The organism is Streptococcus oralis (assembly GCF_019929365.1).
GTDB classification, from domain to species: Bacteria; Bacillota; Bacilli; order Lactobacillales; family Streptococcaceae; genus Streptococcus; species Streptococcus oralis_BT.
Window position 1 is genome coordinate 23,295 of record NZ_JAHZPH010000002.1, and the last position, 12,530, is coordinate 35,824.

The following is a 12,530-nucleotide window of genomic DNA, read 5'->3' on the forward strand; positions in this document are numbered from 1 at the left end:
AAATTTGGTATAATATCGTGAGGTGAATTTTATGGCAAATCTAAATCGATATAAGTTTACATTCGGGAAAAAGACATTAACCTTGACAACCGAGCATGACAACCTCTTTATGGAGGAAATTGCCAAGGTTGCGACTGAAAAATACCAAGCAATTAAAGAACAAATGCCTGGGGCGGATGATGAGATCATTGCGCTTCTTTTGGCGGTCAACTGTCTGTCTACACAACTCAACCGTGAAATTGAATTTGATGACAAGGAGCAAGAGTTGTTAGAACTCCGCCACAAGTTGATTGCTGTCAAACAAGAACAGAGCAAGATTGAGGACTCCCTATGATTTCAATCCTACTCTTATTGGTTCTGGCTTGGGGCTTTTACATCGGCTACCGTAGAGGTTTGGTGCTGCAAAGTTATTATTTCCTCGTTGCAGTGATTTCAGCCTTTGTTGCGGGACAGTTTTATAAATCGCTGGGAGATCACTTCCACTTGCTTGTCCCTTATGCCAATCCTCAGGAAGGACAGGGCACCTTTTTCTTCCCTTCAGACCAGCTGTTTCACCTAGACAAGGTCTTTTATGCGGGTCTCGCCTACCTTCTAGTTTTCGGAATTTGTTACAGTATCGGACGTTTTATCGGTTTGTTCCTACACTTGATTCCAACTAAAAAGCTCGATGTCAAATGGTTGCGTATCGGAGCAGGCCTTTTGTCGCTATTAGTAACCTTATTTGTCTTGCAAATGGCTCTGACCATTCTCGCAACAGTGCCTCTAGCAGTCATTCAAAATTCACTCGAAAAAAGTATAGTAGCCAAAAACATCATCCAAAGTGTCCCTTTTACGACAAACTTTATCAAACAACTCTGGGTGACAAATTTAATCGGATAAAAAGGGCGGGATTTTTCCTAGCCCTTTGTTTACAGATTGGAGGACTAGGTCAAAACCTCTAGTTGCTATGATCTTGTAAACTAGCATACAAGGAAAGAATATGAATACAAAAATACTAGAAACCTTAGAATTTAATAAAATCAAAGCCTTGTTTGAACCGCATCTTTTGACAGAACAAGGACTAGAGGAGTTAAAAGGCTTAGCTCCAACTGCCAAGGCGGATAAGATTAAACAAGCCTTTACAGAGATGGAGGAAATGCAAGCCCTATTTGTGGAGCAACCTCACTTTACCATCCTAGCGACGCGTGAGATATCAGCTGTTTGCAAGCGTCTGGAGATGGGGGCGGACCTCAATATCGAGGAATTTCTACTCCTCAAACGGGTCTTACTTGCTAGCAGAGAGTTGCAAAGTTTTTATGCCAATCTTGAAAATGTACGCTTGGAGCAGTTGGCGAGATGGTTTGAAAAACTGCATGATTTTCCACACTTGCAAGGGAGTCTCCAAGCCCTAAATGACGCAGGATTTATCGAGAATTTCGCCAGCGAAGAACTAGCACGCATTCGTCGAAAAATTCATGATAGCGAGAGTCAGGTCCGAGATGTCTTGCAAGACTTGCTCAAGCAAAAAGCGCAGATGTTGACCGAAGGGATAATTGCTAGCAGAAATGGTCGTCAAGTCTTACCAGTCAAGAACACCTATCGCAATAAGATTGCAGGTGTTGTTCATGACATCTCTGCTAGTGGAAACACAGTCTATATCGAGCCACGTGAGGTCGTGAAACTGAGCGAAGAAATCGCTAGTCTGCGAGCAGATGAGCGTTATGAGATGATTCGCATCTTGCAAGAACTATCGGAACGGGTTCGTCCTCATGCTGCTGAGATTGCTAATGACGCTTGGATTATCGGCCATCTGGATCTGATTCGTGCCAAGGTGCGTTTCATCCAAGAAAGACAAGCAGTTGTTCCTCAACTTTCAGAGAATCAAGAGATTCAACTCCTTCATGTTCGCCATCCTTTGGTCAAAAATGCTGTCGCAAACGATGTACACTTTGGTAAGGAATTAACGGCCATTGTCATTACAGGTCCCAATACTGGTGGGAAGACCATCATGCTCAAAACTCTGGGCTTGACTCAACTCATGGCCCAGTCAGGCTTGCCCATTTTAGCTGATAAGGGGAGCCGTGTCGGTATTTTCGAAGAAATCTTCGCAGATATTGGAGATGAGCAGTCTATCGAGCAAAGCTTGTCTACCTTCTCCAGTCACATGACCAATATCGTAGATATTCTTGGCAAGGTCAACCAACATTCACTCTTACTCTTGGATGAGTTGGGGGCTGGTACAGATCCTCAAGAGGGAGCCGCCCTTGCTATGGCTATTCTGGAGGATCTTCGTCTACGTCAGGTTAAGACCATGGCGACGACCCACTATCCAGAACTCAAGGCCTACGGTATTGAGACAGCCTTTGTGCAAAATGCCAGCATGGAGTTTGATACAGCCAGTCTGCGTCCGACCTATCGCTTTATGCAGGGCGTTCCTGGTCGAAGCAATGCCTTTGAAATTGCCAAACGCCTAGGACTGTCAGATGTCATCGTCGGGGATGCCAGTCAGCAGGTCAACCAAGATAATGACGTCAACCGCATCATTGAGCAATTGGAAGAGCAGACATTGGAAAGCCGCAAACGCTTGGACAATATCCGAGAGGTGGAGCAAGAAAACCTCAAGATGAACCGAGCACTCAAAAAACTTTACAACGAGCTCAATCGTGAAAAGGAAACTGAGCTTAACAAGGCGCGTGAACAAGCTGCAGAGATTGTGGAACTAGCGCTAAGTGAGAGTGACCAAATCCTGAAAAACCTCCACAGTAAGTCTCAACTCAAACCCCACGAAATCATTGAAGCCAAGGCTGAGCTGAAAAAACTAGCCCCTGAAAAAGTCGACTTGTCTAAAAACAAGGTCCTTCAAAAAGCCAAGAAAAAACGAGCTCCGAAGGTGGGAGATGATATCGTGGTTCTCAGTTATGGTCAAAGAGGAACCTTGACCGATCAGCTTAAGGACGGCCGCTGGGAAGCCCAAGTTGGCTTGATCAAGATGACCTTGGAAGAGAAAGAATTTGACCTTGTTCAGGCCCAACAAGAAGCCCCAGTCAAGAAAAAACAAGTCAATGTCGTCAAACGTGCTTCTGGTCGTGGTCCGCAAGCGAGACTGGATCTCCGAGGCAAACGGTACGAAGAGGCCATGAATGAGCTAGATGCCTTTATCGACCAAGCTCTGCTCAATAACATGGCGCAAGTCGACATCATCCATGGTATCGGAACGGGAGTCATCCGTGAGGGTGTCACCAAATACCTACAAAGAAACAAGCATGTTAAAACTTTCGGCTATGCTCCACAAAATGCTGGCGGTAGTGGCGCAACCATTGTGACCTTTAAAGGTTAAAAAAGAGTACTTCTCTTTTTTTGAAAAAGAAGTGAAAATCCATCTTTTTTCAAATAATATATTGACAAAAACTAACTTTTCTTGTAAAATAATAAAAAATTAAATACCAACACCGAATGAAGTTTAATAGAAGTGGAGAAAGGTTTGTTTTCCATGACTGTAAATGGACGGAACTCTGGAGAGACCGTAAAGGCACCGAAGGGGCAAGGCAGGAAACTGCTCAAACTCTCAGGTAAAAGGACAGAGCTAGGATAGACCGCTTTTTGGCATTTATCTAAGCATTCCAGAGTACATGTATCTTGCATGTGCTCTTTCTTTTGGGGTTGAAAGATAGGAGTAGGACATGTTAGAATTGCTAAAAGCGCTTGATGCTTTCGTTTGGGGACCTCCCCTCTTAATCTTATTGGTCGGAACGGGAATTTATCTGACCATCCGACTAGGGCTTTTGCAGGTGGCTCGTCTCCCTAAGGCCTTTCAGTTGATTTTTACCAAGGACAAGGGACATGGCGATGTGTCGAGCTTTGCAGCTCTTTGTACAGCTCTAGCTGCCACCGTTGGTACGGGAAATATCATCGGAGTTGCGACAGCCATTAAGGTTGGGGGACCAGGTGCCCTCTTTTGGATGTGGATGGCGGCCTTCTTTGGGATGGCGACCAAGTATGCCGAAGGCTTACTGGCCATCAAATACCGTACTAAGGATGCAAATGGAGCTGTAGCTGGAGGCCCCATGCACTACATCCTTTTGGGGATGGGAGAAAAGTGGCGTCCACTTGCTATCTTCTTTGCCCTAGCGGGTGTATTGGTGGCCCTTCTAGGGATTGGTACCTTTACCCAAGTCAATTCGATTACAGAATCCATTCAAAATACAGCCCAAGTTAATCCAGCTATCACAGCTCTGATTTTATCCATTTTTGTAGGGATTGCTGTCTTTGGTGGCCTCAAATCCATATCAAAAGTTTCGACAGCAGTTGTTCCTTTTATGGCTATTGTCTATATTTTAGGGACTCTTACAGTTATTCTCTTTAATATCGAGAAAATTCCAGCCACACTTGCACTCATCTTTACTTCAGCCTTTAGTCCAGTAGCTGCGGTAGGTGGTTTTGCAGGTGCCAGTATTCGGATGGCTATCCAAAATGGTGTGGCGCGAGGAGTCTTTTCTAATGAATCTGGTCTTGGTTCAGCTCCCATTGCAGCTGCTGCGGCTAAGACAAATGAACCAGTAGAGCAAGGCTTGATTTCCATGACAGGAACCTTTATTGATACGTTGATTATCTGTACTCTTACAGGTCTGACAATCTTAGTAACTGGTGTTTGGAGCGGAGATTTGAATGTAGTGGCCTTGACCCAGTCAGCCTTTTCAACAGTTTTTTCACACTTTGGACCTGCCCTCTTGACCATCTTCCTTGTACTCTTTGCCTTTACGACGATTCTCGGATGGAACTACTACGGAGAGCGCTGTTTTGAGTTTCTCTTTGGTGTTCGTTTTATCTGGCTCTATCGTGTAGTCTTTGTAGTCATGGTCTTGTTGGGAGGATTTATCGAGTTGGATATGGTTTGGATTATCGCAGACATCGTCAACGCCTTGATGGCTTTACCAAACTTGATTGCCCTCTTGGTCTTGTCGCCAGTCGTTATTTCCGAAACCAGAAAGTATTTTAAACACTAACCCAATCACACTTTTAGTGTGATTTTTTTCATTTCATAGACATTTCCTATCAAGGCGATTGAAAATATATATTATCCAAGGGGGAAATTCTATGATAGACTAAATAACAATAAAATGAAAAGAGGTTTCTTATGACAACATTTACCATCCACACAGTAGAATCAGCACCAGCAGAAGTGAAAGAAGTTCTTGAAACAGTACAAAAAGATAACAATGGCTATATTCCCAACCTAATCGGTCTCTTGGCCAACGCTCCTACCGCGCTTGAAGCCTACCGAACTGTCGGAGCCATCAACCGTCGCAATAGCCTGACACCAGTGGAACGCGAAGTAGTGCAAATCACAGCTGCCGTAACCAATGGTTGTGCTTTCTGCGTCGCAGGTCATACTGCTTTTTCAATCAAACAAATCCAGATGAATGATGATCTTCTCCAAGCCCTTCGCAACCGCACTCCGATTGAAACAGATCCTAAATTGGACACCCTAGCTAAGTTTACCTTGGCGGTCATCAATACCAAAGGGCGTGTAGGAGATGAAGCCCTTAGTGAATTTTTAGAAGCTGGCTACACGCAACAAAATGCCTTGGATGTGGTTCTCGGTGTTAGTCTTGCTAGCCTTTGCAACTATGCCAACAATCTAGCCAATACGCCTATTAACCCAGAATTACAACCTTATGCCTAGTTCGAATCAGAAAGAAAAAATGAAGACTGGATTGCTCAGTCTTCATTTTTCTATGCTATTTTAAGCGCTTTTATGCTATACTAATAATAACATGATTATTGGAGGCTCGGATGAAAAAGCTCCCCTTAGTATTCTCTGGCTGTTTATTAGGTTTAGCAGGTGCAGGAAATCTGATTGCAGATACTTTGCCTGTTCTGTCGCATTTATTGAGTCTGACTGGTTTAGTTTTGTGGATTTTCTTTCTGATTCTTCATCTTTTTAATTGGGAAGAAACCAAGAAAGAATTGACCAAGCCCCCTCTTTTATCTGGGATGGCCACCTTTCCCATGGCTGGGATGATTTTAGCGACCTATGTCTTTCGCGTATTCCCTGCTCTTCCTTTGGTAGCACAAGGGATCTGGTGGTTTTCATTTCTCTTGGATTTGGCGTTGATTGCTACTTTCACCATCAAATTTGCCTGTCCGGGTCGGAGGGTCAATGCGACTCCTAGCTGGACGGTGCTCTATGTGGGGATAGCAGTAGCTGCCTTGACCTATCCTCTGGTAGGCATTATCGAGATTGCCTATGCGACCTTGAGTTTTGGTTTTGTCTTGACCTTCTATCTCTATCCCCTTATTTATAGGGATTTAAAGAAAGATCCACTCCCAGTGGCCTTGCTTGGACAGGAAGGAATCTACTGTGCTCCCTTTTCTCTACTCTTGGCTTCCCTAGTTCGAGTTGGAGGAGCAAGCCTACCGACTTGGCTCTTGATCGTCATGATTTTGGCATCTCAGTCCTTCTTTTTCTTTGTTTTAACTCGCCTGCCCAATATTTTAAAACAAGGATTTCAACCAGCCTTCTCAGCCCTAACCTTCCCAACCATTATCACAGCTACTTCGCTCAAGATGGCTCAGGGAATTTTGAAACTTCCATTTCTGGATTATCTGGTATTGGCTGAAACCGTTATTTGCCTCACTATTTTATTCTTTGTCTTGGGTGCTTATCTGATTTGGTTACGAAAAAAGGTCTAGCTAGAAATAGCTAGGCCTTATTTTTTTATGGTTTGATAACTTCAGATCCACCCATATATGGACGAAGTGCTTCTGGAATAGTTACAGAACCATCTTCATTTTGGTAGTTTTCAAGAATGGCAGCCACTGTACGTCCAACTGCAAGTCCAGAACCATTCAAGGTGTGAAGGAGTTTCACCTTGCCATCTGCTTCATCACGGTAACGGATTTGAGCACGACGGGCTTGGAAATCTTCTGTATTTGAACAGCTTGAGATTTCACGATAGGTATTTTGGGCTGGAATCCAAACTTCCAAGTCGTAAGTCTTGGCAGCTGAGAAGCCCATGTCCCCAGTAGAGAGGGCCACCACACGGTATGGAAGGTTGAGTTTTTGAAGAATATTTTCAGCGTTGGCTGTCATTTTTTCCAATTCTTCGTATGATTCTTCTGGTTTGGCAAATTTGACCATTTCAACCTTGTGGAATTGGTGCAGACGAATCAAACCACGTGTATCACGACCAGCTGAACCAGCCTCAGAACGGAATGAAGGGCTCATAGCGGTAAAGTAGATTGGTAGGTCTTTACCGTCAAGGATTTCATCACGGTAGTAATTTGTCAAAGGCACTTCGGCTGTAGGAATGAGGACATAATTAGTGTCTTTCAATTCAAAAGTATCTTCCTTGAATTTTGGATATTGACCAGTACCAAACATAGAGTCATGGTTAACAATGTAAGGTGTGATAACTTCCGTATAGCCTTCTTTACCATGCTCATCCAACATGAAATTGTAGATAGCACGTTCCAAACGAGCCCCAAGTCCTTTATAGAAGAGGAAACGAGCTCCTGTTACCTTACCGCCACGTTCCCAGTCAAGGATACCAAGGTCTTCACCAAGATCCCAGTGAGCTTTTGGCTCGAAGTCAAACTCACGTGGAGTCCCCCAACGACGGACTTCCACATTGTCATCTTCATCAGCTCCAACAGGAACGCTGTCGGCAGGGATGTTTGGAAGAGTAGTGGTAAATTCTGTTAATTTAGCATCGATGTCCGCCAATTCAGCATCCAAGGCTTTGACTTCAGCAGATAGGGTTTGCATCGCAGCAATCTTGTCATCGGCATTTTCCTTGTTGCGCTTAGCTTGGGCAATCTCAGCTGAAACTGTGTTACGTTCTGCTTTTAAAGTTTCAACCTTGACCAAGATGTCACGACGTTTAGCATCGATTTCTTTCATCTCATTTAAGATAGCAGCATCTACACCACGTGTAGCTAATTTTTCAGCGACAGCATCAAAATCTGTACGAATACGTTTAATATCTAACATAAGAACTCCTTTATGAAAAAAAGCACACCTGACAAAGTGTTGGAGTGGCAGGGCCACGGTTCCATCCAACTTCACAGGTGTGCACTTGATTCTGTATTTAATTGTGAACAACGGTAGAATTTCACCTATCCCTCCTATCTGCTCGCAACACCCGCAGACTTTCTGAAAGAAGAGGATAACCTACTTATCCGTTGCTATGATTATACTAAAGTTTCTACTTTTTTGCAAATAGATTTTTAAGTTTTTGTCCAATGGTCTGTAGTAGAGTCGGAAGTTTCACGACCTTGTCGTTTCCTAATTTTTCCCGAGCGATTTTGAGGATAGCTCCAGAGTCTTTTGAAGCAAAGAGAAATTTTCCTTGATCAGTGAAGACTTCAAAGTGGCGGCTGATCTTGCGACCACTTACGTTGGCTCCGATTTGCTGAATGCTGGACCAGGGGATTTGGATATATTGTTCGACATTGACATCAGGATAAAACTCTAAGGCTTGATCCCCAACTAGAAATTTTCCAACTTTTCCAGAGATAGAGAGGTAAGATGTCCCAGTAGTTTGGAGGTCAATGACTTGATTGAGTGATTGGGCCATGATTAGTCTTCCTTACTTTCACCGAAAAAGGCATGATAGAGAGCCTTGATAGCTGCTTTTTCTTGCTCTTTATTGACAACAAACATGATGGAAACTTCACTTGAACCTTGGGACATCATCTGGATGTTGATTTTATTCTCAGACAAAGCACGTGTTGCAGTAGCAGTTACCCCGATATGGCTCTTCATCTTTTCTCCAACAATCATAATGATGGAAAGGTCATGTTCGATTTCAGCATGGTCCACTTCAGCTTTTTGAACGAGTTGACGTAGAATTTCTTCTTCTTTGATAGGAGTTAATTCACGGGAGCGGAGGATGATTGAAAGATCGTCGATACCTGTAGGCATGTGTTCCCAACCGATGTTGAGGTCCTCAAGGATTTGCAGAACCTTGCGACCAAATCCGACTTCGCGGTTCATGAGGTATTTTGACATGTTGATGCTGACGAATCCTGAGTCACCCGCAATCCCTACTACTGGGAATTTATCACTACTGTGTTCTAAAACAATGCGCGTACCTGGGTGGTCAGGGTTGTTGGTATTCTTGATGACAAGAGGAATTTTTCCTCGGTAGGCAGGAAGAAGGGCTTCGTCATGAAGGACTGAAAATCCAGCGTAAGCCAACTCACGCATTTCACGGTAGGTTAATTCAGGAATGGAGTGTGGTTGGTGGATAATACCAGGATGGGCAGCAAAGATACCATCTACGTCTGTAAAGTTCTCATAGAGATCAGCCTTAACACCTGCTGCAATGATAGAACCTGTGATATCTGAACCTCCACGTGAAAAAGTACAGATTTGATTTTCCTTAGTCACACCAAAGAAACCAGGGATGACAAGGACTTCGTTGCTATCAGCCAAGCCTTCAATCTTATCATAACTAGATGGAATGATACGTGCGTTTCCAGGTTCACTTGTTACGATAATTCCCGCTTCTCTAGGGTGAACATAGCGTGCATCAATGCCGTTTTGGTTAAAGTAGGCTGCAATCAATTTGGCATTGTTATTTTCTCCAGCCGCTAGGAAGGTATCATAGAGAAATTCATTGTCCTCTATAGGAAGAGTTGCCAAGGCCCGAATACTTTTAGAGATTTTTTCTAAAACAGCAGGTTTTAACCCTAGTTCACTAACCATAGCGGCATAACGGTCAATGATCCAGCTTTGGCTAGCACTGATGTCATTTCCAGCCACATAGTCGCGATAGTATTTGATCAAGGCATCAGTCACCTTGGTATCTTCAGCATTGCGTTTTCCGGGTGCAGAAACAACTACAAAACGGCGTTCTTTATCACTTTTAACGATATTTAAGACTTTTTCTAACTGACCAGCAGAGGCAAGCGAGCTTCCGCCAAATTTTACAACCTTCATAAGGACTCCTCAAGTAAGTATTTTATACGATTATAGCAGAAAGAGGGGCATTTTTCAATGAAGAAAATAACTTCCTATTTTAATAGAAGAAAACACTAACTTATTCTGAAAAGCGATAACAGTTTAAAAGTAAGAGGGTCAAATTTTACTCAGACTCATAAATGATGGGTAAATAATCAGCTGAGACACTTTCCTTTAGTTTTTCCTTGCCTCTTTATCCAAAAAAAGGTATACTTTGATGATAAAACAATTTCATTGCCTTATAAAAGAAAAGGAGAAGCTATGAATCATATCTTATATCAGATCGTAGATGATCTTGCTATCATCACTTTGAATCGTCCCGAAGTGGCAAATGGTTTCCATATCCCAATGTGTGAGGAAATTTTAGAAGCTTTGACTCTAGCGGAGCAGGATCAAGCTGTGCAGTTCATCTTGATTAATGCGAATGGGAAGGTCTTTTCAGTTGGAGGAGACTTGGTTGAGATGAAACGCGCAGTAGACGAAGATGATATCCCTTCTTTGAATAAGATTGCAGAATTAGTCAATACAATTTCTTTTAAAATCAAGCAAATTCCTAAACCTGTTTTGATGGAGGTAGATGGAGCGGTTGCTGGTGCTGCAGCAAATATGGCAGTAGCAGTTGATTTCTGTTTGGCGACTGACAAGGCAAAATTCATTCAAGCCTTTGTCGGAGTTGGATTGGCGCCAGACGCTGGTGGGATTCATCTCTTGAGTCGTAGCATCGGGGTAACACGGGCTGCACAACTTGCTATGACAGGTGAAGCCTTAACTGCTGAAAAAGCGCTAGAATGGGGCGTGGTATACCGTGTTTGTGAAGTTGACAAATTAGAAAAAACAAGAGAACAAGTTCTGAAAAAATTAAGAAGAGGTTCAGCAAACTCATACGCAGCGATTAAAAAGTTAGTTTGGGAAAGTCAATTCAAGGATTGGCAGAATTATGCTGAATTAGAATTGAAACTACAAGAATCGTTATCTCTAACTGAAGATTTCAAAGAAGGGGTTCGAGCGCATTCTGAAAGAAGAAGACCAAAATTTACAGGAATGTGAAAAAATACTTGCACAAAACTTTGAATTCTGTTATACTTTTTATATCAAATGTTTTGATGGTAAAAGTTTTTTTGAAGAGGAGGGATGAGAATTGGATTACCAACAAGTCAATGATTATTTAACATCCATTTTTAATAATGTCCTTGTGATTGAGGAGGTTAGCTTGCGAGGTAGTCGATTCAAAGACATCTCTATCAAAGAAATGCACACAATCGATGTGATTGGAAAATTCCCTGAGGCAACGCCTAGCAAAGTTTCCAAAGAACTGATGGTAACCTTAGGAACTGTTACGACGAGCTTGAATAACCTAGAAAGAAAGGGTTATATTGAGCGTATTCGTTCAGACCAAGACCGTCGTGTGGTTTATCTACATTTGACAAAGAAAGGTCGTTTAGTCCACCGCCTTCATAAACGTTTCCACAAGGCCATGGTTGAAAAAATTATCGATGGGATGAGTCCTGAGGAGATGGATGTTATGGGCAAGGGCTTGACTAACCTTTACCAATTTTTGGAGGATTTGAAATAATGGCTTTTGCTAAAATAAGCCAGGTTGCTCATTATGTACCCGAGCAAGTGGTCACCAATCAAGACTTGGCTCAAATCATGGATACAAGCGATGAGTGGATTTCAAGTCGTACAGGAATTAAACAGAGACATATTTCAAAAACGGAGTCAACGAGTGATTTGGCGACAGAAGTAGCCAAAAGCTTACTGGCTAAGGCGAGCATAGAAGCTGAGCAGATTGATTTTATCATTGTAGCAACAATCACACCTGACTCAATGATGCCTTCTACAGCAGCGCGAGTTCAGGCCAATATTGGTGCTAACAGAGCCTTTGCTTTTGATCTTACAGCTGCTTGCAGTGGTTTTATCTTTGCACTTTCAACTGCTGAGAAGTTTCTGACATCTGGACAGTTCAAAAAAGGGATTGTTATCGGTGCTGAAACCTTGTCCAAGGCGGTTGACTGGTCAGATCGATCGACAGCTGTGCTCTTTGGGGACGGTGCTGGTGGAGTTCTCTTGGAAACAAGTGAGAACCGCCACTTCCTTGCAGAGAGTATACACAGTGATGGTGCTCGAAGCGAGTGCTTAACTTATGGGCAAACGACCTTGACTTCCCCCTTCTCTAATCAAGAAGCAGTTCCTGCATTTTTGAAGATGGATGGGCGAGCAGTTTTTGATTTTGCGATTCGAGATGTTGCTAGGTCAATCAAGCAGACCATTGACGAAGGTCCGGTAGGGGCATCTGATTTGGACTATCTCTTGCTTCATCAGGCCAATATCCGCATATTGGATAAAATGGCTAAAAAAATCGGTGTTGACCGCGACAAACTTCCAGCCAATATGATGGAGTATGGGAATACCAGTGCGGCAAGCATCCCGATTTTGCTTTCAGAGTGTGTGGAGAATGGCATGATTCGTTTAGATAGTAGCCAGACGATTCTCCTATCAGGCTTCGGTGGAGGTTTGACATGGGGCACACTCATTCTTACAATCTAGGTAATCATGTGGTAAACACATAGTTATAAATTTTTTA

The 12,530-nt window shown here is 43.0% G+C and carries 12 protein-coding genes and 1 riboswitch; of the genes, 9 read left to right on the forward strand and 3 right to left on the reverse strand.

The annotated features are described in order from the left end of the window. Window positions 1-31: 31 nt before the first annotated feature. The 6 genes from K1I53_RS03690 to K1I53_RS03715 all read left to right on the forward strand — a co-directional run bounded on the left by K1I53_RS03690 (window position 32) and on the right by K1I53_RS03715 (window position 6,672). Entirely contained in the window at window positions 32-334 is a 303-nt protein-coding gene (locus K1I53_RS03690) for a hypothetical protein (protein WP_000002026.1), read from the forward strand. Further along, window positions 331-879 carry a CvpA family protein gene (locus tag K1I53_RS03695; RefSeq protein ID WP_084944335.1) on the forward strand — a complete coding sequence of 183 codons (549 nt, stop codon included), beginning with the start codon at window positions 331-333 and terminating at the stop codon, window positions 877-879. Before K1I53_RS03690 ends, K1I53_RS03695 begins: the two co-directional genes overlap by 4 nt. A gap of 100 nt (window positions 880-979) precedes the next feature. Then, window positions 980-3,316: an endonuclease MutS2 gene (locus tag K1I53_RS03700; RefSeq protein ID WP_049478066.1), complete on the forward strand. Its 2,337-nt coding sequence runs from the start codon at window positions 980-982 to the stop codon at window positions 3,314-3,316. A gap of 165 nt (window positions 3,317-3,481) precedes the next feature. Beyond that, window positions 3,482-3,570, forward strand: a riboswitch (glycine riboswitch). A gap of 89 nt (window positions 3,571-3,659) precedes the next feature. Then, entirely contained in the window at window positions 3,660-4,982 is a 1,323-nt protein-coding gene (locus tag K1I53_RS03705) for an alanine/glycine:cation symporter family protein (protein WP_223328447.1), read from the forward strand. Between the two features lie 131 nt (window positions 4,983-5,113). Then, window positions 5,114-5,662 (forward strand): carboxymuconolactone decarboxylase family protein, encoded by a 549-nt coding sequence (locus K1I53_RS03710; RefSeq protein WP_025171447.1) that lies wholly within the window; start codon window positions 5,114-5,116, stop codon window positions 5,660-5,662. 110 nt (window positions 5,663-5,772) lie between these two features. Continuing rightward, window positions 5,773-6,672, forward strand: coding sequence for a TDT family transporter (locus K1I53_RS03715; RefSeq protein WP_049478068.1), 900 nt, complete (start codon window positions 5,773-5,775; stop codon window positions 6,670-6,672). A gap of 25 nt (window positions 6,673-6,697) precedes the next feature. On the opposite strand, the gene serS is transcribed toward K1I53_RS03715, so the two are convergent. The 3 genes from serS to K1I53_RS03730 form a co-directional block, all read right to left on the reverse strand. After that, complete coding sequence (gene serS, locus K1I53_RS03720; RefSeq protein ID WP_049478069.1) at window positions 6,698-7,972, reverse strand: serine--tRNA ligase; 1,275 nt, start codon at window positions 7,970-7,972, stop codon at window positions 6,698-6,700. 214 nt (window positions 7,973-8,186) lie between these two features. After that, on the reverse strand, window positions 8,187-8,558 hold the full coding sequence (locus K1I53_RS03725; protein WP_000079379.1) for a DUF956 family protein: 372 nt from the start codon (window positions 8,556-8,558) through the stop codon (window positions 8,187-8,189). A gap of 2 nt (window positions 8,559-8,560) precedes the next feature. After that, the gene (locus K1I53_RS03730) at window positions 8,561-9,925 is read right to left on the reverse strand and encodes an aspartate kinase (protein ID WP_223328448.1); all 1,365 of its coding nucleotides are present in this window, start codon (window positions 9,923-9,925) and stop codon (window positions 8,561-8,563) included. A gap of 282 nt (window positions 9,926-10,207) precedes the next feature. On the opposite strand from K1I53_RS03730, the gene K1I53_RS03735 reads away from it, so the two are divergent. The 3 genes from K1I53_RS03735 (at window position 10,208) to K1I53_RS03745 (ending at window position 12,493) form a co-directional block, all read left to right on the forward strand. Continuing rightward, entirely contained in the window at window positions 10,208-10,993 is a 786-nt protein-coding gene (locus tag K1I53_RS03735) for an enoyl-CoA hydratase (RefSeq protein ID WP_001015588.1), read from the forward strand. A gap of 91 nt (window positions 10,994-11,084) precedes the next feature. Further along, complete coding sequence (fabT, locus tag K1I53_RS03740) at window positions 11,085-11,519, forward strand: fatty acid biosynthesis transcriptional regulator FabT (protein ID WP_049536719.1); 435 nt, start codon at window positions 11,085-11,087, stop codon at window positions 11,517-11,519. Continuing rightward, entirely contained in the window at window positions 11,519-12,493 is a 975-nt protein-coding gene (locus K1I53_RS03745) for a beta-ketoacyl-ACP synthase III (protein ID WP_223328449.1), read from the forward strand. Before fabT ends, K1I53_RS03745 begins: the two co-directional genes overlap by 1 nt. Window positions 12,494-12,530: the final 37 nt, after the last annotated feature.